Genomic DNA, 23,454 nt, shown 5'->3' on the forward strand with positions numbered 1-23,454 from the left:
ATGGGCATGGGCGGGTGTGGCGATCGTCGCAATGTCGGCGGTTGTGTTCGCAGCGCCTGCGGCCACGCCGTTTCGCGCTCCCGTGCCGATCGAAATCGCCTCCGGCGTCTACGTGATGATGGGCAGCGGCGATGCGGTGACACCCGCCAATCACGGCATCGTGGCGAACAACGGCTTTATCGTCGGTTCGAGCGGCGTAACGGTGGTCGATACCGGTTCGTCGTACCGCTACGGCCGCGCCATGCTCGACGCGATCAGCAAGATCACGCCGTTGCCCGTTCAGCTTGTCGTGATCACGCATCAAGGGCCTGAATTCGTGTTCGGCGCGTCGGCGTTTCGCGATCAGGGCGTGCCGATTCTCGCGCAACGCCGCACCGCGGAACTGATTCGCGAGCGCTGCGCGATTTGCCTGAAGAATCTGAATCGCACGCTCGGCGAGGACGAGATGGCCGGTTCGCGCGTCACCGTGCCGGACCGCACCGTCGACGGCAATACGCAGATCGAAAGCGGCGGCCGCACGCTTCGGCTGCTGTATTTCGGCGCGGCCAGTACGCCGGGCGATCTCGCGGTGCTTGATCCGTCGACCGGTGTGTTGTTCGCGGGCGGCCTCGTCAGCGTCGGGCGTATTCCCGAACTGCGCAACGAGCGCATTCCCGGCTGGCTCGATGCGCTCGAGAAGATCAAGACGCTCGATACGAAGGCGATCGTGCCCGCGTTCGGCCGCCTCGCGAAGCCGGCCGATCTCGATCTGCTCGCGGAGTATCTGCGCGAACTCGATGCAGCGGTGCGCCATGCGTTCGCGTCCGGTGTCGGGCTTACGCAAGCGATGCACACGGTGCAAGTGCCTGCGTTCCGACACGACAAGCTGTATGCGGTCGCCCAGCCGCAGAACGTCGAACACCTGTATTTGCAGCTTGAAAAGGAAAAAGATCAGGCCGGGCAGTGAGACGCCTAATTCTGCGCGATACGCTTTTCATCGGCCGGCGTGAAGCCGTCGACGCGTGCCGACAGACCGCAAGCGCCGGTCCGGTTGCGCAACACCAGAACGATGCCGAGGCGCTTCGCAATGCGCGCGGCGATCGCCAGCCCAAGACCGCTGCCTTGCACCTGCGTGCCGGCGCCGCGATAGAAGCGGTCGAACACGCGTTCGAGTTCGTCCTCCGGAATGCCGGGACCCGTATCGCGCACTTCGATGCCGATGCGGCCGCCCGTGCGTTCGAGCAGCAGATCGACGGTGCCGCCTACGGGCGTGTAGCGGATCGCGTTGTCGATCAGCGTCGACAGCAGCAAGAACAGCGCATGCTGTTCGGTCAGCGCGATATACGGATCAGCGTCGCCGCGCGCGGCGCTCGTCTCGAGCCCGAGGTCGATCTGCTTCGCTTCGGCGAGCAGCGAAAACTCGCCGACCACCTGCTCGCCGACGCGCCGCATGCTGACCGGCGCCATCGGCGTGGCCGCCGTCGCATCTTCGCGCGCGAGCGTCAGCAGTTGCTGGACAAGGTGAATCAGCCGCTTCAAGCGGCCCTGGATGCGTTCGAGCGTCGCCTCGGAGCCGGTCAGCGTGCCGTCGCGCGCGGCGGCCTGCAGTTGCAATTGCAGCGCGGCCAACGGCGAACGCAACTCGTGCGCGGCATCGGAGACGAACATGCGCTGCGCCTGAGAAGCGACATGCAGGCGTCTTAGCAGATCGTTCAGTGCGACGACGAGCGGCCGCACTTCGACCGGTGTGTGCGCATCGATCGTTAGCGGTTCGAGCGCATCGAGCGAGCGGCTCGCAAGCGAACGCGACAGTCCGCCGATCGGCGCGAGCCCGCGCATCACGACGAACAGCACCAGCACGATGGCCGCGGGCACCATCACGCCGAGCGGCCACAGCGTATGCAATGCCAGCGTCAGCGCGAGATCGTTGCGTACCGAAAGCGGCTGGGCAACCTGCACGAAGCGCGCGGGCTGCTGCACGCCGAATACGCGCCAGGGCGTTTCATTGTCTTCGACGGTGCGCAGCCCCGCCGGATAGCGGCCCAGCGTTTGCACCGCCTGCGAGCGGTAGGCGATGTTGCCGGACGCATCCCAGATCTCGATAACGATCCGATCGTCGGCGATATCGCCGAGCATGGCGTCCGACTGCTGCGCGGTCATCGTTGCGTGCAGGTTGGGCGGCAGCGATAACGCGACGGTGCGCAGTTCGTAGTCGAACAGCTCGCCGGCTTCGTTGCGCGCCGTGTGAAAGATGCCATACGCGGCCGCGGCCGATGCCGCACCGAATCCGAAGATCAGCCATCCGAGCAGCTTGCGCCGGATGGACGTCATTCGACTCTCTTCAAGCGGTAACCGACGCCTCGCACCGTGACGATCTGATCGGCGCCGAGCTTGCGCCGCAGGCTATGCACGTGCACCTCGATCGTATTGCTGCCGACTTCCTCGCCCCAGCCGTATAGCTTTTCTTCAAGCTCGGCGCGCGTGAAGACGCGCGTCGGCACTTCGATCAGCGCATGCAACAGCGCGAACTCGCGCGGAATCAACGCAATCGGTTCGCCATCCTTGAGAACTTCGTGTGCGGCCGGGTCGAGACTCAACGCGCCGTGCGAGAAGACCGGCTGCGTGCGACCTGCACGGCGCCGCATCAGCGCGCGGGCGCGTGCAGCCAGTTCATCGAGATCGAACGGCTTGACGAGATAGTCGTCGGCGCCTGCATCGAGGCCGCGCACGCGATCTTCCACTGCATCGCGCGCCGTCAGGATGATCACCGGCGCTTCGCCGCCCGCGCCGCGCCAGTTCTTCAGCAGTTCGATGCCGTCGCCCTTGGGCAGGCTCAGATCGAGCAGCACGAGATCGTAGACATCGTTGCCAAGCGACAACGCGGCTGCGCGGCCGTCGCGCGCCCAGTCGATCGCATGGCCGGCGCGGCGCATCGATTCGAGCACGGTCTCGCCGATCATTTCGTCGTCTTCGATCAACAGCAGGCGCATCGGTCAGCTCCATTCAAAACTGGGGTCGATGTTACCGCAGCGGCGCGGCGCGCAGGCCACGCGGGGACAGGGGTAACGATGACCCGGTACGGCTTCGCGACCGGTCGAACCGGTCAATGATGACCGAAGGTCGGCTCCGTAAAGCCGTCTTGACCGATCCGGCGGCCGGACTGGTACGTGCCGTTTGCGGGCATGCCGTAGTCGATGTTGGCGTTGGCCCGCGGCTTTTCGTAGTTCATCGCCGGTTGGCTTTGCCAGTTCTGCTGATCCGCGCTGGTCGCGGCGGGCGCGTTCGTCGTGGCTCCGCTGCCCATGCTGTTCGCGGTTTGCGCGAACGAAGGCGCGGAGGCGAGCAATAAAAGTGCCGAAGCAGTAGCGGTTAAAAGGGCCTTCATCTGACTTCTCCTGTGGAGTTGAATGAGAGCGGCACGCAATGCACACTCATCAACAAGCTTAGTTCTCCGGCCTTATACAGCGCTTAAAAAATCTTACGGAACTGTCAGTTGGACCGATTGAGTCAAGTTATCGACCGGGATTCGATAAAGTGCGCATTAAAGTTCGCACCGACGGCCGCACCGAAGCTCGCACCGCGGTCCGCGTTAGCGGTATCGCGCCGATCCGGTCGCGACATCGCGTGCACCGCGTCCGAGCCAGTGCTGCAGGACGACCACCGCAGCCAGCGTGCCCAGAATGACAAGTGAGGCGGGGATGCGTTCGAGCGCCAGGCCGCCTTCGGCGAGCGGCTTCGTCAGCGTATCGCCTAGCGTTGCGCCGAGCGGCCGCGTCAGGACGTAAGCCGCCCAGAACAGCACGCTGACGGGAATCCGTTTGCCGACGCGCCACGCGATCGCCACGACCGCGAGCAATCCTGCAAACACAAGCGAACCGTGCTCGAAGCCGAGACCGAGGCTGGTTGCGGTGAAATCGCCGAGCGCGGTGCCGAGCGTATTCGAGACGAGGATCGTGAGCCAGTAGAACACTTCGTCGCGCGGCCGCACGATATGCTGGTACTCGATGCGGCCCGCCACCGCGCGCCAGCTGGCGAGAATGAGCAGCACGGCGGCGAGTAGCAATGCAGACGATGCGACGTAGCCTAAGCCGGCTGTGCGGTCGAGAAAGTCGGACATCGTCGTGCCGACGGTGGTGGTCGCCACCACGACGGCCCAATAAATGGCCGGGTGATAGCGGTCGCCGCGCACCTGCAGTGTCAGCGTAATGACAAAGAATGCAAGGAAGATGAGGGTGGCGACTGCGTAGCCGAGGTTGAGCGTCATCGATAACGCATCGCCGCCTGTTTCGCCGACGGTCGTCGCGAGAATCTTTACAATCCAGAATACCGCGGTGGCTTGCGGCACCTTGCTGAGCAGTTCTTCCTGACGACTGCTGTAGGTGTTGTTGCTATATGTCGATGCTGATCGCGTCACGTTGAGCCCTCCGGAAACATGTTCCATGCATGCGTATCGCTGGTGTTTGCGAGCGGAACAAGCGCGATGTTGAAGGAGGGCGGCTTAAGGCTCCCTTAGCTGCACTGCACCAGAATCTGCACGGGCGCGCGCGGGGCGCTATGCTACTGCTTTCGCTGATTTGTCTCCTTTCTCCTCCTCCTTTTTCTGTCATCAAGGACTTGTCATGAAATCGAACCTCGGATCGATGGTCGGCTTTCGCCGGCCCGACGGCAAAGACGTCAACGGCTATCTGGCGAAGCCCGAAAACCCGCAGGGCGCGCCCGCCGTGGTCGTGCTGCAGGAATGGTGGGGCATCAACGACCAGATTCGCGGCGTGGCCGACCGCCTCGCGCAATGCGGTTATCTCGCGCTGGTGCCCGATCTGTACCGCGGCAAATCGACCGTCGAGGAAGAAGAGGCGCACCACCTGATGTCGGGGCTCGACTTTGGCGATGCCGCATCGCAGGATATTCGCGGCGCCGTTCAGTATCTGAAGCAGCAGTCGCCGCGCGTGGCCGTGATGGGCTATTGCATGGGCGGCGCGCTCGCCTGGCTTTCGCTTTGTCAGTCGCCGGAGTTGTCGGCCGGCGTCATCTGGTATGGCTACCCGCCGATCGACTATATCGACGCGTCGAAGATCAAGGTTCCGGTGATCGCTCATTGGGCCACGCAGGACGCGTTCTTTGCGGAGGCCGGCGTCGATGCGCTCGCCGCGAAGCTCAAGGAAGCGAATGTCGACGCGCAATTCCATCGCTATCTTGCGCACCATGCGTTCGCGAACGAGACAGCGGTTGGCCCGAGCCGCATCGCCGGCACGCAATTCGATCCGGTGTGGTCGCAACTGTCGTGGGATCGCACGCTGACGTTCCTCGGGCGCAAGCTTTGGGCTTGAGTCTGCGAAGAACTGAATGATAGAAGAAGGGCGCGCGGTGTCTGCACCGCGCGCCCTTCTTTCTATGGCACCGCGCTTACGGCTTCAGGCTGTGATAAAACGCCGCGAGATTCGCAATATCCGCATCGGACAGCGGCTTGACGACCGTCGACATCAGCTCGTTCTTGCGCTCGCCGGTTTTGAAGTCGTGCAGCGCCTTCACGAGATAGTCCTCGTTCTGGCCCGCCAGATTCGGCGCATCGGGAAGCTTCGAGATGCCGTCGAGACCGTGGCACGCCTGGCACTGCACAGCCTTGGCGCGACCGGCCGCGGCGTCGGCCGCGAACGCCGCATTCGCAACCGCGCCCGCAGCCGATATCGCAAGTAGCGCCGCCGCCGCGATGCTTGCACGCGTCATTTCGCCCCCGTGTACGAGATGCGGTAAATCGCGCCGGCATAGTCGTCCGATACGAGCAGCGAGCCGTCCTGCAACTGCTGCACGTCGACCGGACGGCCCATATATTCGCCGTTCTGCGTGAGCCATCCTTCGGCGAACACTTCGGCGGTGCCTGCGGTGCCGTCGTCCTTGATCGGGATGAACATAAGGCGCGCGCCGATCGGCTTCGTGCGATTCCACGAGCCGTGCTCCGCATCGAAGATGCCGCCCTGGTACTTCGCGGGGAACATCTTGCCCGTATAGAACGACATGCCGAGGTCGGCTGCGTGCGCGGCGAAGTCGACCTGCGGGAAGACCACGCCCGCGGGCGGCGTACTGTCCTTGTACTCTTCGGTGCGGACCTTGCCGCCGCCGTACCACGGGAAGCCGAAGTTCTCGCCGGCCTTCGTCGCGTGATTGAGTTCGCCCGGCGGGATGTCGTCGCCCATGCCGTCGACCTGGTTGTCCGTGAACCACAAGGTGCCGTCTTTCGGGTTGAAGTCGAGGCCGACCGAGTTGCGCACGCCGTGCGCGTAGACCTCGCGGTTCTTGCCGTCCTGGTCCATGCGGATGATGCCCGCAAGGCCATTTTTGTCGAGCTCGGCAAGCTTGTCTTTAGGCGGCACGTTCCAAGGCTGGCCCAGCGCGATATAGAGCTTCTTGTCCGGCCCGACGCGGCATGCGCGTGCGCCGTGATTGAAGCTCTCGAACTGCGTCGGGATCAGCTTGCCTTGCGGCACGACGACGGCCGCCGCGACGTCGGGTCCGCCTTCGCCGAAGAACTGCGCGGCGGGGAAGGCAAGCACGCGGTTCTGCTCGACCACGTACAGCACGCCGTCGGGCGAGAAGCACACGCCATTGGACACCTTGAACGTCACGGAGCTCGCAAACGAGACGACATCGTCGGCAACGCGGTGCTTCGTGCGATCGGTGACCTGCCAGACGCGCGCCTTGCGCGTGCCGACGAAGACGACGCCCGTCGATGGCTCGACCGCCATATGACGCGCGTCGGGCACCACTGCATACAAGTCGATCTTGAAGCCGGGGGGCAGCTTGATCTGCTTGAGGTTTTCGCGCAGCTCGTCGGCGCGCTGGCCGGTTTGCGGTACGGTTTCGGGCGGGGTCTTGTTGCCGGTCTGCTGGAAGTTGGACAGGGCGTTGACGTTATCTCCCGCTGCTTGCGCGGCGGGCAGTGTCGCGAAGAGCGTCGCGACGGCGAACGGCAGAAGCTTGAGCGTTGCCTTCATTGCTGTGTCTCCATGGAATTGTGCTTTTGGGCGACTGCAACTGCTGACTCGACTTCTTTTACTTCATGCGCAAATCAATAGCGTTATAGGTGATTTCGCGTAGCGCCGCGCGGGAAAAATTCCCGACTTTACATACAAAGCACCTGCAATTTTCAGATCGGAACGCTTGCATCGCTTTCAGTCACGTTACGTCGCGGTCGCGTTTGACATCACTATTGATGGAGGGCGCAATATCAGCTTGTTCCGATCTTCGACAGGAATGTCACGCAATGACTCAACCCGGCAAGCAGTTTTCGATCGACAGGCGCAACGAAGCGTATTGGCGCGTGACCTTCAGCAATCCGCCTATCAACATGCTCGATCCCGACACCATCAAGGAGTTGCAGGCGCTGCTGGTGCAAATGGAAACGGACGAAGCACTGAAAGTGGTGGTGTTCGATAGCGCCGATCCGGACTTCTTTATCGCGCACTACGACATATCGCGTGGCAAAGATGCGTCGCGTGAGCCGGGGCCGAGCGGCTACGCCCCGTGGATCGACGTTACGCATCGGCTCGGCAGCGTGCCGGTGCTCAGCATCGCGGCGGTGCGCGGCCGCGCGCGCGGCGTGGGCAGCGAGTTCGCGCTGGCATGCGATCTCTGCTTTGCGAGTCTCGAGAAAGCGGTATTCGGTCAGCCAGAAGTCGGCGCGGGCCTGATTCCGGGCGGCGGCGCGCTCGAACGCCTGCCGCTCGCGGTGGGCCGCAAACGCGCGCTCGAAATCGTGCTCGGCGCCGACGATTTCGATGCTGCCACCGCGGAACGCTACGGCTGGATCAATCGCGCCGTACCCGATGCGCAGTTCGACGTGTTCATCGAGCAGTTCGCGCAACGTATCGCCCGGTTCGAGCGCAATGCATTGCGCTCATGCAAGGAACTCATCAATCGCACAACGCTTGCGTCGGCGGAGCATCAGAACGAATCGGCGCTGGCGTTCAAAGGCGCGTTTGCGTGGCCCGGCACGCAGCGCATTGCGGCTGCGTTGATGCAGCAGGGTTTGGGCACGCGCAGCGAACTCGAGCTGGATTTCGGGAAGTATTTGACGAAGCTCTGAAGCGCGCGCCGTAACCGGCGCAGGCAGGGGGCAGGCTGTAAAAAAAGCCGCTGCGGCCAGATCGGTCGCAGCGGCTTTCATTCCATGCAACGAATACCGCTACCGAATACAGCTACAAAACGATGCGGCGATGCTTCGCCTTATTGCGCGAAGTCGATATGTTTCACGAACACGATCTTGCCGCTGTCGTTCTTCACGATGTTGTAGCCGTGCAGGCCGTCGCCGTTGCCATCGAACGTGTACGTGCCTTCCACGCCCTTATAGCCCTTGATCGCGTGCAGCGCCTTCGCGATATCGTCCGGCTTCGTGCTGTTGGCGTTCTTGATGGCGAGCGCGAGCAGCTTCACCGAGTCGTAGGCCCATGCCGAATAGAAGTCCGGCTCAACCTTGTACGCGGCGCGATACTTCTGCGCATAGGCTTGCGCTTCGGGGCTTGAATCCGGTGCGAAGTCGGCGATCGAATACGAACCGTACAGCGCGTCGCCGGCCAGTTGCATCGCAGTGGCGGTCGAAACCGACGGCGAGCCGATCCATGCCGCCTTCACGCCGAGCTGACGCAACTGCTTGCCGAAAATCGCGACGTCGGTCGAATTCGCAATATACGTCGCGACAATATCGGCGCCCGAGTTCTTCACCGCGAGCACGATCGGCGTGAAATCCTGCGAATTGCTCGTGAAGCCTTGCACGTCCACTGGCGTGATACCCGCTGCCTTCAGCGCTTCGGTCAGGTTGTTCTTGCCGCCGTTGCCGAATGCATCGGTCGAGTGCACGATCGCCCACTTCTTCAGCTTCAACGTGTTCACGCCGTAGTCGGCAATCACCTTGGCCGAGTAGCCGTCATTCGGACGCGCGCGGAAAATCCACGGGTTGTTCGCGTGCGTGAGACCGACGTCGGTGCCGCCAACCAGAATCGGCAGCTTCGCGCGCATCACGGTCGGCGAGATCGCCTGGATTTGCGTGCTGCGCACCGTCGCGATCAGCGCGGACAGATTGCCCGCGCTTGTCAGCTTCGAGATTGCGAGCACCGAGCCTGGATTCGTGCTCTGGTTATCTTCGTTGCGCACGTCGAGCTGGCGGCCGAGCACGCCGCCGGCCTTGTTGATTTCATCGATGGCGAGCTTCGCACCGTTCGCCTGATAGATGCCGGCTTCCGAGCTCGGGCCCGTGCTCTCGGTCATCATGCCGAAGGTGATCGGGTCGGCGGCGAATGCGGTCGACGTGGCAAGTGCGAGAGAGGCGGCAGCGGCCGTGGTGGCCGTGATCGCGGCCAGCCATGACGATGTTCTTTTCATTTACGTGTCTCCGTAGGTTCCGGGCCCGATGGCCCGGTGTGATGGTCAAGCAACTGGTGACTCAACTGAGGACGCAAAACTTCGGACACCACTTCAAACTTCATTCGTTCGGACGTTCACTCGTTAGGCGCGCCGCGCTTGTGTACGACGAGGTTCATCAGCCGCTCGTCGCGCCATGCCGAACGTGCAGGGCGCTTGTCGGCCGGCAGTTCGGCGAGGCGTTCCTGCTCGAGCTTGCCGAGCAGCGCGTCGTGCCATTTGCGCGGCGATGCCTGCGTCGCGATGTCGAAATACAGCGGGCCGTAGCGGCCGCAGTAATCGCGAATGCCGCCTGGCGCGTTCAGATCGATCGTTTCCATCGGGCCCATAAAGGACCAGCGCAGGCCAAGGCCATCCTTGACAGCCTTGTCGATATCGCCGCCGCTCACATAGCCGTCTTCAACGAGACGGAACGCTTCGGCGAGCAGCGCGCCTTGCAGGCGGTTCACGATAAAGCCCTGAATTTCGCGGTTCACGACGATCGGCACCTGGCCCACGCGCGTATAGAGCGTGCGGGCGCGCTCGATCACGGCCGGATCGGTCCACGGCGCCGGCACCAGTTCGACGAGCGGCACGACCGAAGGCGGATTGATCGGGTGACCGACGAAGCAACGCGCACGGCACGCGAGTTCTTCGGTAAACGCGGAAGCCGGAATGCCCGACGTCGAGCTCGCGATCAACGTGTTCGGGCCGATCAGCTTGTCGAGCTTCGCGTAAACCTCTTTCTTCGCGTCGACCGTTTCGCGCACGTTTTCCTGCACGAAATCCGCGCCGCGCAGCGCTTCTTCAAGCGAAGCCGTCGCGCTGACGCGCGCGATTACCACGTCCGGCTCTTCCGTAATCAGGCCGACGGCGCGCTGTTTGACGAGACCGGCTTTGACCGTGTCGCGCGCGGTTTCGACGGCTTTCGCATCGATGTCGAACAGCGTGACCGAATGACCAGCGCGCGCGAACACCGACGCCCATGCACAACCGATCAACCCGGCGCCGATGATTGCGATTTTTTCCATCTTCGACTCTCCTGTGTGTCCCGCAAACGGAACGAATAAGCGTGTATGCGAAGCGTCACCAGCGGCGGTGGTGGTTTTCACCATGGCCGCTCGCGACGCTGCGTAAGAAAAGGTCAGCCGGCCGCCGGCGCGGGCGTCTTGCCGCCGCCGAGATAAGCCGCGCGCACTTCCTCGTTGTTGAGCAGCGCGCTGGGCGTGCCTTCGACGATCACGCGTCCCGTCGACAGCACATAGCCGCGATCGGCCACCGACAGCGCCATATTCGCGTTCTGTTCGACGAGTAGCACGGTCGTGCCGCGCTCGCGAATCGTGCGGATCGTCGCGAACAGCTGCTGCACGATGATCGGCGCGAGGCCGAGCGAGGGCTCGTCGAGCAGGATCAGCTTCGGCTTCGACATCAGGCCGCGCGCAACCGCGAGCATCTGCTGCTGGCCGCCCGAGAGGCTCCAGCCGAGCGCGTTCGACAGGCGCTTGAGGTCCGGGAAAATCGCGTACATCTCTTCGACTTCCGACTCGAGTGCGCGCTTCGGCACATGGCCGCGCGGCGACGAGCCGATCATGATGTTTTCCTTGACCGTGAGCCCCGGAAAAATACGGCGCCCTTCGGGCACATGCGCGATGCCCATCTTCACGATCTTTTCCGGCGACGCGCGCTCGATCGATACGCCGTTAAAGCGGATCTGTCCGCGCGTGGCTGGCACGAGGCCCGAGATATTGCGCAGCGTCGTGGTCTTGCCCGCGCCGTTCGCGCCGAGCAGCGTGACGATCTCGCCCTGCTCGACGTGCAGCGACACGTCGTTCAAGGCCTGCACGTGGCCGTAGTGGCTTTCGATATTCGACAGTTCAAGCAGCGGCATGCGCGTTCTCCCCGAGATAGGCAGCAACCACGTCCGGATGGCGCATCACGTAACCGGGCTCGCCTTCCGCGATCTTCTTGCCGAAGTTCAGCACCGTGATCGTGTCGGACACCTGCTCGATCAGGCTGATGTCGTGTTCGATCAGGAAGATCGTCATGCCGTGGCCTTTCAGGCGTTTCAGCAGTTCGCCGAGGTTCTTCTTTTCGGTCAGGTTCAAACCGGCGGCCGGTTCGTCGAGCAGCAGGAAGCTCGGATGACCGGCCAGTGCGCGTGCGATTTCCACGAGGCGCTGATGTCCGTACGGCAGGTTCTTCACCGTCATATGCATCTGTTCAGCCATGCCGACGAATTTCAGCGCCGACATCGCGCGCTCGGTTAGCGCGGCGTGGCTCGTGCCGATCGGATTGTTCGCGCGCTGCGCGCCGACCATCACGTTCTCGATCACCGACATCGACGCGAACAGGCGAATGTTCTGGAAGGTACGGCCGATGCCGAAGCCCGCGCGCTGGTGCGGCGACATCGCGGTGATATCGACGTCGTCGAACAGGATGCGGCCGCTCGTCGCCTTGTAGATGCCGTTCAGCACGTTGAGCGTGGTCGTCTTGCCGGAGCCGTTCGGGCCGATCAGCGTGTGCACGGTGCCGCGCGCCACCTCGATCGAAATACCATCCACCGCCTTCACGCCGCCGAAATGCTTCGCGACGTTTTCGAGCCGCAGAATCGGCGCCGGGTTCGCGATCGACACATCGAGTTCAAGCGGCTTGATGCTATCGAGGTCCACTTTCGGTGCTTTTTTGAAGCGATCGAAGCGGCCGCGCACGATGCCCCAGATACCGGCCGGCAGAAACACCATGATCAGGATCACAGCGAGGCCGTACACGGCAAGGTAGATGTCCTTCAGGAAGCGCAGCCATTCGGGCAGCACGATCAGCAGGCCCGTGCCGAACACGCCGCCGAATGCGGAGTCGGCGCCGCCCAGCAGTGTCATCGTCAGGAATTCGATCGAGCGCGCGAAGTTGAAGTTGTCGGGGCTGATGTACGCGAAGCCTGCCGCGTAGAATGCGCCGCCGACCCCGGCGAGCGCCGCGCTCATCGTGAACGCGGTGACTTTCACGCGCAGCGTGTCGACGCCGGTGACTTCCGCGGCGAGCTCGTTTTCGCGCACGGCGCGCATCGCGCGGCCGATGCGCGTATGCGGCAGCCACCAGACCAGCGCGACGGCCGCGTACAGAAACACGAGGCACAGCACGACGTAGAAGCGGTCGTCGGCGAACAGGAAGCCGAAAATCGACGGACGCTGGATGCCCGCGACGCCGTCCGGCCCTTGCGTGACACTGGCCCAGTTCACCATCACGAGATCGAAGATCTGCTGGAAGCTGATCGTGATCATCGCGAGATAGTGGCCGCCGAGACGCAGGGTGGTGAGGCCGAGGAACAAGCCGGCGATGGTCGCGAGCCCGATGCCGAGCAGCAGCGTGATCCAGAAGTTCAGGCCCAGCACGACGGTGCCGAGACCGACTGCATAGGCGCCGAGACCGAAGAACGTCGCCTGCGCGAGATTGATCTGCCCGGTGTAGCCGAGCACGACGGTCATGCCTAGCACGGCGATCGCATACGTCGCCGCCTGCATGAAGATGTTCAGCACATACGGCGTGAGCGGAAAAACGAACGGCACGAGGGCGAGCGCAATTGCGACGACAATCGCCGCCACGCCGCTAAACGAAAACCGTGCGGCGCGCGTGCCCGGCGCCGGTCCGGTGGAGGCAGGTGCCTGGCTCATGCTTTCTCCGAAATCTTTTCGCCGAAGATGCCTTGCGGACGCAGCATCAGGAACAGGAACAGCAGCAGGAACGCGAAGGCGTCCTTATAGGCGACCGAGATGTACTGCGCGCCGAAGCTCTCGACCACGCCCAGCAGCAGGCCGCCGATAATCGCGCCCGTGATATCGCCGAAGCCGCCGATAATCGCCGCCGCGAACGCTTTCAACGCGATGATCGAACCCATGCCGATCGACACGAACAGGATCGGCGACACGAGCGCACCGGCAAGACCGCCGAGCACCGCGCTATAGAAGAACGTGAACGCGATCATCGCGGCGACCGGGATGCCGACCAGGCGCGCCATGTCCTTGTCCTGCGACGTGGCCTGCAGTTTCTTGCCGAGCATCGTGCGTTCGAACAGCAGGTACTGGAAGGTCACGGCAATCGCCGTGAAGCCGAGAATGGCGAGATATTGCGTATCCATAAACACGCCGCCGACGTCGATGCCGGGCGTGTCGAACAGGCGCTTCATCGCGCGCGGCTGCGGACCGAAGATATAGAGCGCGGCGTTCTGCATGAAGATCGACGCGCCGAGCGTGCTGATAATCACGGGCAGAAACGAGCGATGCCGCAGCGGGTAGTACACGCCGAGCGCGAAGATGACGCCGAAAATGCCGAGCACGACGAGCGCCAGCACGAACGCGAGCCAGTAGGGCAGGCCGCTGCTCAGAAACGCGACCATCGCGAAACCGCCGAGCATCGCAAAGTCGCCTTGCGCGAAATTGACGACGTTGGTGGCTCTGACGATCAGCACGAAGCCGAGCGCGACCAATGCATAGATCGAACCCAGCGCGAGTCCGGCGAACAGCACCTGGACGTTGTTGACCACGAAGCTCATCCGCTTCTCTCCTCTCTTGGGCGGCGCGGCCCGAATTGCAGCCAGAATCGCGCTGCGCTGCCGACGTCACGTCCGGTTTTCGACCGTGTGCGGGCCGCAAACCGTGTCTCCCCGGGTGATGGACTTAAACGATTACATGTATAAAATCTGTATGCGGATGGTATAAAGCTGTTCCTAGGCTGTCAACAGAAATCGGATTTGCGTACAATGACCGCATGGTCAAAGACTTCGAAAGGAAGGCAAAAATGAGCCCGGCGACCCCACGCGTTGCGGCCGAGACAGACGAAGCGGGTGGCTCCTCGGGTGCGTCCTCAGTTGGGTCATTCGATGCGGGCACGCTGGGCGAACGCGTCGCCGAAAAGCTGTTGTCGAAAATTCGCGGCGACGGTCTGGCGCCGGGCACACGGCTGCCTTCCGAACATGCGATGGCGCAGCACTTCGGTGTGAGCCGCACGGTGATGCGCGAAGCGATCGCGCTGCTGAAGGCTGACGGCTTGTTGACCACGCGCAAGGGCAGCGGCGCGTTTATCAGCCAGACCGCGTTTCCGCACGCGGCCAAGGGCGATCCGCTGACCGAGCAGTCGGTGCAGTCACTGTTGAATCTGACGGAGGTACGGCGCGGGCTCGAAGCGGAGATCGCGTCGCTCGCGGCCGTGCGGCGCACGCCGGGGCAACTCGCGGAGATCGAGCATGCGCTGCGGCGCGTCGAAGATGCGATGCGCGCGGGCGGCGATGGTGTCGAGGAAGATGTGCAGTTTCATCTGCGCATCGCGGAGGCGACGGGCAACCCGTATTGGGTGCGCTTCGTCGAGATGTTCGCGCAGCAAATCCGGCTGGCGGTGAAGGTCACGCGCGCCAACGAGGCGCGCCGCGAGGACTTCGTGAGCCAGGTGAAGGAAGAGCACGAGCGGATCGTCGCGGCGATCGTCGCGGGCGAGCCCGACGAGGCGCGCATCGCGGCCGGCGATCACATGCTGTGTGTCGCGGAGCGCGTGCGGCTCGCGGACCGCGACTTCTGGGCGGGCAGCGGCGGCAAGCTCGCGCGCGATCTGGTGAAGGACTTCGGCGTTTGATATCGCCACAGCCGCACGTGCAACTGCGGCAACTGCGTATGCGGCTACGTATGCGGCTGCGGTTACTTTAGCCGAGCCACTTCTTCGCCCAGCCGAGGCCGGCCGATGTCGCGCCCTTCGGAATGTATTCGCAGCCGATCCACCCGTCGTAGCCGAGTTCGTCGATCAGATCGAACAGGTACGGGTAGTTCACTTCACCAAGGTCCGGCTCATGACGGTCCGGCACGCCCGCAATCTGCAGGTGGCCGATATCGTTTTTCATCATCTGCTTGAGCTTGACCGCGAGATCGCCTTCCATGATCTGGCAGTGGTACAGGTCGAACTGCACCTTCAGATTTGCCGCGCCGGTTTCATCGCAAATCTTCTTCGCGTCGCCCTGCAGATTCAGGAAATAGCCGGGCATATCGCGCGTGTTGATCGGCTCGATCACCACCGTCAAGCCATGCTGTGCCGCCTGCGCCGCCGCATACGCGATGTTGCGCACGTAGACGTCGCGATGGCGCGCGCGGTCCGCATCGGCGGCGACGAGCCCGGCCATGAAGTGCAGCTTGCGGTTGCCGAGCACGCTCGCGTATTGCAGCGCGGTGTCGACGCTGAGCTTGAATTCGTCCTCGCGGCCCGGCAGCGCGGCAATGCCGCGCTCGCCGTTCGCCCAGTCGCCGGGCGGCGCGTTGAACAAGGCCTGCTCGAGGTTGTGCTTCTTCAGCAGCGCCGCGAGGTCCGCGGCCGGATAGTCGTACGGAAACAGATACTCGACAGCTTTAAAACCGTCTGCCGCGGCCGCGCCGAAACGGTCGAGGAACGCGTGCTCGCGGTACATCATCGTCAGGTTGGCGGCAAAGCGGGGCATGGTGTCGTCTCTAGGTTGGGGATGTGTTGAGCGGCGCGCACAGCGCGCGCGGCATCTTACCAGCGCGCGTTGAACGTGGTGCGCAGGTCGTCGATTTGCGCTTCGGTGAGCGGCTCGGGGCGCGGTTCGGTCATCAGCCACAGCTGCGCGGTTTCCTCGAGCTCTTCGAGCGCCCATGCCGCTTGCGATACGCTTGCGCCCCATACGACAGGGCCGAGCCGTTCGAGCAGCACGCCGCGCACGTCGTTCGCAAGCGCGCGCACGCGCTCGGCGACACTCGGGTCGCCGGGGCGGCAATAAGGAATCAGCGGAATGTGGCCGACTTTCATCACGTAGTACGGCGTGATCGGCGGCAGCACGTCGTCCGGCTTCCAGACGCCGGCAAGGGTGAGCGCGACGAGATTCGTCGAATGCGTGTGCACGACGCCGTGCATATCGGGGTTCGTGTCGTAGACGCCGCGGTGCAGCGCGAGCGTTTTCGACGGCTTGTCGCCGCTGACCCATTCGCCGTCGCGGCCGACCTTCGCGATCTTCGCCGGATCGAGATGGCCGAGGCATGCGTCGGTCGGCGTGATGAGCCAGCCGTCTTCGAGCCGCGCGCTGATATTGCCCGCGGAGCCGACCGTATAGCGGCGCGAATACAGATCGGCGCCGATGCGCGCGATCTCTTCGCGCGCGCGGCTTTCGGCTGCCGCAGCCGAAGTCACGGTCGTGCTCATTGCTGCGCTCCCAGCGTGTCGAACAGGCCAAGCGTCTTGCTGAAGAAATCGACGGTGCCGAAGTTGCCGGACTTCAATGCGAGTGCGAGCGGCGTCGCGCCGATCGATACCGTGGCGGGCACGCCCGGATCGATTTGAGGCCCAATTTGCAGGGCTTTGACGTCGAGTGCGTTGACCACGGCGCCCGAGGTTTCGCCGCCTGCGACGACGAAGCGGCGCACGCCTGCTTGATGCATGCGTTGGGCGATTGCTGCAAGCGCCTGCTCGACGAGCTCGCCCGATGCGGCCGTGCCGAGCTGCTTCTGCACGGCGCTGACTTCTTCCGGCGCACTCGTTGCGTACACCAGCACCGGGCCTTTCGCGAGCAGCGGCTCCACGAATGCCATCGCTTCTTCGACGACTTTATCGCCGCGCGCAAGCGCAAGCGGATCGACGCGGAACGCGGGGCGCCCGCTGTCGCGCCAGTGCGCGACTTGCGCTTGCGTCGCGCGCGAGCAGCTGCCCGATAGCACGGCGGACAGGCCTTTTACGCCCGGCACGTTTTCGCTATTCTTCGCGGCCGGCAACAGCCCTGCGCGCTCGAAGTTGCGCGGCAGGCCGAGCGCGAGACCGGAGCCGCCGGTCAGCAGCAGATCGTTCGCGCATGCTTCGCCGAGCGTGTAGAGGTCTTCGTCGGAGATCGCATCGGCAATCGCGAGCGCGGCGCCGTCGCGCTGCAAGGCGGCGCGCGCTTCGTTGACCGCCGCCGCGCCGCGTTGCACGGTGTCGTAGCGCAGCAGGCCGACTTTGGTCTGAGTTTGCCGCTGCAGCACGCGCACGAGGTTCGCGTCGGTCATCGGCGTGAGCGGATGGTTCTGCATGCCCGATTCGTTGAGCAGCAGGTCGCCCACAAACAGATTGCCGCGATAGACAGTGCGGCCGTTCTCCGGAAACGCCGGGCATGCAATCGCGAACGGCGCGTTCAGCGCTTTCATCAACGCATCGGCAACGGGGCCGATATTGCCGGCGTCGGTCGAATCGAAGGTCGAGCAATACTTGAAGTAAAACTGCTTGCAGCCGAGCTTTTGCAGCCACTCGAGCGCGGCCAGCGATTCGGCGACGGCCTGTTCGCGCGGCGCGGTGCGCGATTTCAGCGCGACTACGATCGCTTCGGCGGGCGTATCGAGCGGGCCGCTCGGCACGCCGATCGTTTGGACGGTGCGCATGCCGCCGCGCACGAGCATGTTCGCGAGGTCGGTTGCGCCCGTGAAGTCGTCGGCGATGCAGCCGAGCAGGGCAGGGGAGGAAGTCATGACGGAGGGCCTATTTTGCCGCGTTATCGCGAATGAAAGCACGCACGACGCCGTCGAAATCCGCGTCGAATACAAAGCCGAGCGAGCGCGCGTAGTCGGCCGAGAAATTGCCCGGCCACGAATTGACGATGCGCTCGATGGCCGGGTCGCGTTCCATTTTCACGCGCTTTGCCACTTCATCGCCGGCAATGCGCTGCAGCGAGGCAAGCATGTCTCGCACCGATACGGACAGGCCAGGCATGTTGATCACGCGCCCTTGCGTAAGCTTTTCCTTCGGCAGTTCGAAGCCGTGCAGCAGGTTCTCGATCGCGCGATCGGGCGACATCAGCCAGAGAATGGTTTCCGGCGCGACCGGGCACACCGCGTCGACACCGTTGATCGGCTCGCGAATGATGCCGCTGGCGAAGCTCGACGCCGCGCGGTTCGGCTTGCCCGGCCGCACGACGATGGTCGGCATGCGCAGGCTGCGGCCGTCGATATAGCCGCGCCGGCTATAGTCGGCCAGCATCAGGTCGGACAGCGCCTTTTGCGTGCCGTACGAGCTTTGCGGCGACCACACCTGCGAGTCCGGCACGGTGGCCGGCATGGCGCCGCCGAACACGGCGACCGAACTCGTCATGACGAAGCGCGCCTGTGTGCCGAGCGCGCGAATGCGTTCGAACAGCGTGCGCGTCGCGTCGAAGTTGATGCGCATGCCGAGCTCGAACTCCTGCTCGGCCTGGCCCGATACGATCGCGGCAAGGTGAAATACGGCGTGCGTGTTCGCGTCGACGAGCTTTTCGATTTGTGCCGGATCGGCGATATCGCCGGTAACCGGATGCACGCGCGGGTCGTCGATGCCTTCGAGCGGCACCACGTCGAACGCATCGATGCGCTCGATGGCGACCGGTTTGCCGGCCGGGCCGGTCAGTTCGCCGCGCGCAAGCAATGCGCTAATCAGACGGCGGCCGAGGAAGCCTGCCGCACCCGTTACCAGCACTTTCATGTTCGTCTCCATACAGGTTGCGCGAGATTGCGCACGGCGAAGGATCGAGGTTCGCCGCTGGGTCCATGCCAAAGTTGTATGATGATGTTATCTTAGGACGGCGGGCGTGGCAAACTTCGTGGCGCGTCTTTGTGCGGCGTTGGTGCCGGATTGCGCCGGCGCGTGCGGTGATTTTTTAGCTGCGTGAGTTGCTGCGAGTGCTTTTGCCGGCAGCGGCGGATCCGCCGGGTGTTCCCCGTTTTGCCGCTTTCTTTTCCTCGTTGATCAAGGGCCGCGCCGCCGCGCTGCCGACGTCTTCCCAGAACGCCGAGTCTGCTTCCTGAATTCGCGCGCCGGCGTTGTCGATATGCGTGATCGCGGCCTGGCGCGCGGCCTCTACGTCCTGCGCGGAAATCGCGTCGAAGATCGCGCGGTGTTCATTGCGCACCTGGGTCGAGAAATCGTCGCGGCGCGCTTCGTTGGTGCGCGTCACAAGGATCGCGGCATGCGTGAACTGGCTGATGAATTCAAGCAGCGACGGGTAAAGCGGATTGCCGGTCGCGCGCGAAATCGCCATATGGAATGCGAGGTCTTCGTCGACGCCGTCGCGCTTTTCCTTCGCGGCCGCATCAATGGCGGCCAGCGCGCGCTTGATGTCGGCCAGCTGCGCGCGTGTGCGGCGCTGTGCGGCGAGCGCGGCCGCTTCGGCTTCGATGCCGCGGCGCAGTTCGGTCACACGCAGCACGGCGTCGACCGAATCTTTCGGATCGATATCGAGCCGGAAGGCGGTGGTGCGGTTCGGCTCGCGCACGACGGTGCCGCTGCCCTGACGCACTTCGACGAGCCCGTCGGACTTCAATCGCGAGATCGCCTCGCGCACGACGGTGCGGCTCACGCCGAAGCGCTCGGAGATCACCTGTTCGGTCGGCAGCCGCGTTCCGACCGGAAATTCGCCGCCCTTGATCTTTTCGAGCAGCACAGCCGTGACGCGGTCGGCAAGCGTGCCGACATTCGTGATGACGGGCGCGTCGAAGGTGGCGGAAGAGCGGGGCGTAGTGGTGGAAGTGGCCATGTCGTATTTCACAGAAGGCTGCGCGAAAGACCGTGGAGACGTTCAGTTGTCTTTATAGGCGATGCGTTGACACGGTACCACTTTCTACCTATGATCGGAACCGCATAGATAACACATATGGTTATCATACAAATTCGGTATCCGAGCCCGCAAGGCTTCTGGGCCGATAGCGTTCTGAAATGAAGCGGTCAGGCAGTGCCGCCGTAAGTAAGGAGACAAACCGGTGCAAACCGAGTCGGTAGAAGTCGTAACACGCGTCGACGCGCAGGCATTTGAAGCGCGCACCTACGCAAAAGTCACCTGGCGCATCGTGCCGTTCCTGATGTTCTGCTATCTGGTCGCCTATCTTGACCGTGTGAACGTCGGCTTCGCGAAGCTGCAGATGTCGTCGGACCTGCACTTTTCCGACACGGTGTACGGCCTTGGCGCCGGCATCTTCTTTATCGCGTACTTCCTCGTCGAAATTCCCAGCAACATTATTCTCCATCGCGTCGGCGCGCGCCTGTGGATGGCGCGCATCATGATCACATGGGGCGTGATTTCGTCGGCCATGGCGTTCGTCAGCACGCCGACCGCGTTTTACGTAATGCGCTTTCTGCTCGGTCTTGCCGAAGCGGGCTTTTACCCGGGCGTCATTCTTTACCTGTCGTACTGGTACCCGTCGCATCGGCGCGGCAAGATGTTCGCGGCGTTCGCCGCCGCGGTGCCGCTGTCCGGTCTGATCGGCGGGCCGCTGTCCGGTTACGTGCTGCATGCGTTCACCGGCGTGATGAACTTCGCAGGCTGGCAGTGGCTGTTTTTCATCGAAGGCTTGCCGTCGATCGCAGCCGGTATTGCAGCGTTTTTCGTGCTGACCGATGGCATTACGAAAGCGAAATGGCTGACCGCCGAGGAACGCGCGCTGCTCGCGATGAACATTCGCGAAGATTCGGCGCACAAGGCCGATCATTCGGTACTCGAAGTGTTCAGGAACGGGCGCGTGTGGCTGCTTACCGCGATCTATTTCTGCCTGATTTGCGGCTTCTATACGGTCGGCTTCTGGCTGCCTACATTGATCTCGTCGACCGGCGTCAAAGACCCGCTGCAAATCGGCCTGCTGACCGCGATTCCTTACGGCGCCGCCGCGGTGACGATGATGCTCGTATCGCGCAGCGCCGACCGCCGCCGCGAACGGCGCTGGCACCTTGCATTTACGGCGGTGCTCGGCGGCGTCGGCCTCATTATGTCCGCGGCGTTCGGCTCGCAGCCCGTGCTCGCAATGATCGGTCTCACACTCGCGGCGATGGGCGGCCTGAGCACGCTGCCGATGTTCTGGAGCCTGCCGACGGCGTTCCTCGGCGGCTCGGCCGCGGCCGCCGGCATTGCGCTGATCAATTCGTGCGGCAATCTGGCGGGATTCGTGAGCCCGTATCTGATCGGCTTTATCAAGGACACCACGCATAGCACCAACCTGGGTTTGTACGCGATGGCAGGGGCGCTATTCGTCGGCACACTGTTGACGTTTATCGTGCCGGGCAAGGTGGTCAACCGTTAGACATCCGGCGCGCCGAGGAGGGAGCAATGCAAACAGTCGAAGCACTCGCAGTTGCACTCACCGGTACGGCGCAAACCGAATCGGAGCCGGTACGTCTTGCAGCCGGGCCGCTAGCCGTCGAATTCGATGGCGGCGGCCTGCGTTACGTTTGCTACGGGGAAGTGGAAGTCATCCGCGCGATTTCGTTCCTGGCGCGCGATGAGAACTGGGGAACGCATGCGCTGAAGCTCGAGGATGTTCAGATCGAGCAGCGCGACGATGCGTTCGAGGTGCGGTTTCGCGGCACCTGCGGGCCGGGCGGCACCGAGTTGCAGCTTAGCGCGTCGATTGTCGGCCGCGCGAACGGCCAGCTCGAATTCAACGCCAGTGCGACGCTTGCGGGCGACTTGTTGACCAACCGCACCGGCTTTGTCGTGCTACATCCGCTCGATGTGTCGGGCAGACCGGTGGTGGTCGAGACCGTCGATGGCCAGTGTACGTCGACGCATTTTCCGGAAAAAATCGATCCGTTCCAGCCGTTTCGCGACATCCGCGCGCTGACGACGCAGCATAGCGACGCCTTGAGCGTCGAAGTGCGGATGGAAGGCGACACGTTCGAGATGGAGGATCAGCGCAACTGGTCCGATGCGTCGTTCAAGACGTATGTGCGGCCGCTCGCGCTGCCGTGGCCTTACACGCTCGCGAAAGGGTCGACGCTTGCACAGTCGGTGAAGGTGACCGTGCAAGCGGCGCGGCCCGCTGATGCCAATCGCCCTGTAGCGGGCGCCACGCCTGATACAGCAACCGCGCCAGCGCGCATCAGGCTCGACGCCGATGCCCGCGAGCAACGCGCCGTGCCGCAGCTCGGTATCGGCGTGCGCGCTGAAGATCTCGATACGGCGCTGCAGCATGCGGCCGAGCTGCATGCGTTGAATCCCGCGTACTTCATCGCGCATCTCGACTTGCGTCACGACGCCCCGGCCACTGCGGTACCGCGCTTTGCGCAACTGGCCGATACAGCGCACGTGCCGTACGTGCTCGAAGTCGTGTTGACCGGCGACGGTCATCCGGCCGATGAACTGCGCCACGTGGCCGCCGCCGCAAGCGGACGTTCGTCGCCGATCGCGCTGCAGGTCTCGCCCGCGCCGGACCTGAAAGCGGTGCTGCCGGGCAGCCCATGGCCGCCGTGCCCATCGTTCGACGACATATTCGCGGCCGCGCGTGCGGCGTTTCCCGGCACGCCGCTCGGCGGCGGCACATTTGCCTATTTCACCGAACTCAATCGCAAGCGGCCGCCGTTCGACAAGCTCGACTACGCGACATTTACGACATGCCCGATCGTGCACGCGGCCGACGACCGTTCCGTGATGGAAACGCTCGCGACGCTGCCGTTCATCGCGAACAGCGCCACCGCGCTCGCGGGTAACACGCCTTACCGGGTCGGGCCTTGCACGATTGCCTCGCGCGATAACCCGTATGGCGCGGCGACGCTGCCGAACGAAACCGGCCACGGCGCGAAGCGGATCTGCCTGACCGATAACGATCCGCGGCAGCGAGCGTTGTACGGTGCTGCCTGGAACCTCGGTTATTTCGCCGCGTTTGCCGCGGGCGGTGCGACGCATATCGCGCTTTCTGAACTGACCGGTCCGCGCGGCCTGTTCGATAGCGGAAAGCCGACACCGCTGTTCCGGTTGCTCGCATCGCTTGCGCAGGCGCGGGGTGCGTATAGGGCGAACCTTACGGTCGACCCAGGACGCTTACCGCTTGCCGCCTTCGCGGCGAAGCAGGATGCGTCCACGACGCTATGGATTGCCAATCTTTCCGCGCAAACGAACCGTGTCGAACTCGATGTTGGCGGCACGGCCGGCACTACCGCCAACACTGCGGCCAACGCAGCGCCCAACGCTACCGCCAAGGGCGCGACGATCGCGCGCTGGCTGCCCGGAGTCGATTTCGCCAATGCACCACCGCGGCACGTGCCGTTGACAGCCGGCACGTTCAAGCTGGAACCCTACGAAACCGCTGAGATCCGCTTACTCGCGTCAATGCCCTGACG

The 23,454-nt window shown here is 63.6% G+C and carries 22 protein-coding genes; 6 read left to right on the forward strand and 16 right to left on the reverse strand.

What is annotated here, in order from left to right; translation table 11 throughout:
* The first annotated feature begins 16 nt into the window (after positions 1–16).
* Entirely contained in the window at positions 17–946 is a 930-nt protein-coding gene (locus KZJ38_RS25935) for an MBL fold metallo-hydrolase (protein WP_246642011.1), read from the forward strand.
* A gap of 5 nt (positions 947–951) precedes the next feature.
* Here the strand turns inward: KZJ38_RS25935 and KZJ38_RS25940 are convergent, their stop codons facing one another.
* The 4 genes from KZJ38_RS25940 to KZJ38_RS25955 form a co-directional block, all read right to left on the reverse strand.
* On the reverse strand, positions 952–2,310 hold the full coding sequence (locus KZJ38_RS25940; protein WP_219802692.1) for an ATP-binding protein: 1,359 nt from the start codon (positions 2,308–2,310) through the stop codon (positions 952–954).
* Complete coding sequence (locus KZJ38_RS25945; protein ID WP_219802694.1) at positions 2,307–2,969, reverse strand: response regulator; 663 nt, start codon at positions 2,967–2,969, stop codon at positions 2,307–2,309. Before KZJ38_RS25945 ends, KZJ38_RS25940 begins: the two co-directional genes overlap by 4 nt.
* 113 nt (positions 2,970–3,082) lie before the next feature.
* Entirely contained in the window at positions 3,083–3,364 is a 282-nt protein-coding gene (locus KZJ38_RS25950; RefSeq protein WP_219802695.1) for a hypothetical protein, read from the reverse strand.
* Positions 3,365–3,568: 204 nt separating this feature from the next.
* On the reverse strand, positions 3,569–4,393 hold the full coding sequence (locus KZJ38_RS25955; protein ID WP_246642012.1) for a COG4705 family protein: 825 nt from the start codon (positions 4,391–4,393) through the stop codon (positions 3,569–3,571).
* Between the two features lie 205 nt (positions 4,394–4,598).
* Here KZJ38_RS25955 and KZJ38_RS25960 point away from each other — a divergent pair, with 205 nt between their 5' ends.
* Positions 4,599–5,306 carry a dienelactone hydrolase family protein gene (locus KZJ38_RS25960; protein WP_219802699.1) on the forward strand — a complete coding sequence of 236 codons (708 nt, stop codon included), beginning with the start codon at positions 4,599–4,601 and terminating at the stop codon, positions 5,304–5,306.
* Between the two features lie 76 nt (positions 5,307–5,382).
* Here KZJ38_RS25960 and KZJ38_RS25965 read toward each other — a convergent pair whose 3' ends face one another.
* Both KZJ38_RS25965 and KZJ38_RS25970 read right to left on the reverse strand, forming a co-directional pair.
* Complete coding sequence (locus KZJ38_RS25965; protein WP_219802701.1) at positions 5,383–5,703, reverse strand: c-type cytochrome; 321 nt, start codon at positions 5,701–5,703, stop codon at positions 5,383–5,385.
* Positions 5,700–6,968, reverse strand: coding sequence for a PQQ-dependent sugar dehydrogenase (locus KZJ38_RS25970; RefSeq protein ID WP_219802703.1), 1,269 nt, complete (start codon positions 6,966–6,968; stop codon positions 5,700–5,702). Before KZJ38_RS25970 ends, KZJ38_RS25965 begins: the two co-directional genes overlap by 4 nt.
* A gap of 269 nt (positions 6,969–7,237) precedes the next feature.
* Between KZJ38_RS25970 and KZJ38_RS25975 the strand changes: the two genes are divergently transcribed.
* Positions 7,238–8,059, forward strand: coding sequence for an enoyl-CoA hydratase/isomerase family protein (locus KZJ38_RS25975; protein ID WP_219802704.1), 822 nt, complete (start codon positions 7,238–7,240; stop codon positions 8,057–8,059).
* Positions 8,060–8,199: 140 nt separating this feature from the next.
* On the opposite strand, the gene KZJ38_RS25980 is transcribed toward KZJ38_RS25975, so the two are convergent.
* The 5 genes from KZJ38_RS25980 to KZJ38_RS26000 form a co-directional block, all read right to left on the reverse strand.
* Positions 8,200–9,351 (reverse strand): ABC transporter substrate-binding protein, encoded by a 1,152-nt coding sequence (locus tag KZJ38_RS25980; protein ID WP_219802706.1) that lies wholly within the window; start codon positions 9,349–9,351, stop codon positions 8,200–8,202.
* Positions 9,352–9,467: 116 nt separating this feature from the next.
* Positions 9,468–10,400: a 3-hydroxyacyl-CoA dehydrogenase gene (locus KZJ38_RS25985; RefSeq protein ID WP_219802708.1), complete on the reverse strand. Its 933-nt coding sequence runs from the start codon at positions 10,398–10,400 to the stop codon at positions 9,468–9,470.
* Positions 10,401–10,513: 113 nt separating this feature from the next.
* On the reverse strand, positions 10,514–11,251 hold the full coding sequence (locus KZJ38_RS25990) for an ABC transporter ATP-binding protein (RefSeq protein WP_219803630.1): 738 nt from the start codon (positions 11,249–11,251) through the stop codon (positions 10,514–10,516).
* A complete protein-coding gene (locus KZJ38_RS25995) occupies positions 11,244–13,037 on the reverse strand; it encodes a branched-chain amino acid ABC transporter ATP-binding protein/permease (protein WP_219802710.1) in 1,794 nt (597 codons plus the stop codon). Before KZJ38_RS25995 ends, KZJ38_RS25990 begins: the two co-directional genes overlap by 8 nt.
* Positions 13,034–13,915: a branched-chain amino acid ABC transporter permease gene (locus tag KZJ38_RS26000; protein ID WP_219802712.1), complete on the reverse strand. Its 882-nt coding sequence runs from the start codon at positions 13,913–13,915 to the stop codon at positions 13,034–13,036. Before KZJ38_RS26000 ends, KZJ38_RS25995 begins: the two co-directional genes overlap by 4 nt.
* A 245-nt stretch (positions 13,916–14,160) precedes the next feature.
* Between KZJ38_RS26000 and KZJ38_RS26005 the strand changes: the two genes are divergently transcribed.
* On the forward strand, positions 14,161–14,988 hold the full coding sequence (locus KZJ38_RS26005) for a FadR/GntR family transcriptional regulator (protein ID WP_219802714.1): 828 nt from the start codon (positions 14,161–14,163) through the stop codon (positions 14,986–14,988).
* A 67-nt stretch (positions 14,989–15,055) separates the two neighbouring features.
* Here KZJ38_RS26005 and otnI read toward each other — a convergent pair whose 3' ends face one another.
* From otnI to KZJ38_RS26030, 5 genes are all read right to left on the reverse strand, one after another.
* Positions 15,056–15,838 carry a 2-oxo-tetronate isomerase gene (gene otnI / locus KZJ38_RS26010; RefSeq protein ID WP_219802715.1) on the reverse strand — a complete coding sequence of 261 codons (783 nt, stop codon included), beginning with the start codon at positions 15,836–15,838 and terminating at the stop codon, positions 15,056–15,058.
* A gap of 56 nt (positions 15,839–15,894) precedes the next feature.
* Positions 15,895–16,557, reverse strand: coding sequence for a 3-oxo-tetronate 4-phosphate decarboxylase (gene otnC, locus KZJ38_RS26015; RefSeq protein WP_219802717.1), 663 nt, complete (start codon positions 16,555–16,557; stop codon positions 15,895–15,897).
* Positions 16,554–17,849 carry a 3-oxo-tetronate kinase gene (otnK, locus tag KZJ38_RS26020; RefSeq protein ID WP_219802719.1) on the reverse strand — a complete coding sequence of 432 codons (1,296 nt, stop codon included), beginning with the start codon at positions 17,847–17,849 and terminating at the stop codon, positions 16,554–16,556. Before otnK ends, otnC begins: the two co-directional genes overlap by 4 nt.
* 10 nt (positions 17,850–17,859) lie before the next feature.
* Positions 17,860–18,834: a D-erythronate dehydrogenase gene (gene denD / locus KZJ38_RS26025; protein WP_219802720.1), complete on the reverse strand. Its 975-nt coding sequence runs from the start codon at positions 18,832–18,834 to the stop codon at positions 17,860–17,862.
* Between the two features lie 175 nt (positions 18,835–19,009).
* Complete coding sequence (locus KZJ38_RS26030) at positions 19,010–19,885, reverse strand: FadR/GntR family transcriptional regulator (protein WP_219802722.1); 876 nt, start codon at positions 19,883–19,885, stop codon at positions 19,010–19,012.
* A gap of 223 nt (positions 19,886–20,108) precedes the next feature.
* On the opposite strand from KZJ38_RS26030, the gene KZJ38_RS26035 reads away from it, so the two are divergent.
* Together KZJ38_RS26035 and KZJ38_RS26040 are read left to right on the forward strand one after the other, a co-directional pair.
* Complete coding sequence (locus tag KZJ38_RS26035; RefSeq protein ID WP_246642013.1) at positions 20,109–21,419, forward strand: MFS transporter; 1,311 nt, start codon at positions 20,109–20,111, stop codon at positions 21,417–21,419.
* Between the two features lie 26 nt (positions 21,420–21,445).
* Positions 21,446–23,452: a D-apionate lactonase family protein gene (locus KZJ38_RS26040; protein WP_219802724.1), complete on the forward strand. Its 2,007-nt coding sequence runs from the start codon at positions 21,446–21,448 to the stop codon at positions 23,450–23,452.
* Positions 23,453–23,454 lie beyond the last annotated feature (2 nt).

Origin of the sequence: Paraburkholderia edwinii (assembly GCF_019428685.1) — a bacterium.
GTDB classification, from domain to species: Bacteria; Pseudomonadota; Gammaproteobacteria; order Burkholderiales; family Burkholderiaceae; genus Paraburkholderia; species Paraburkholderia edwinii.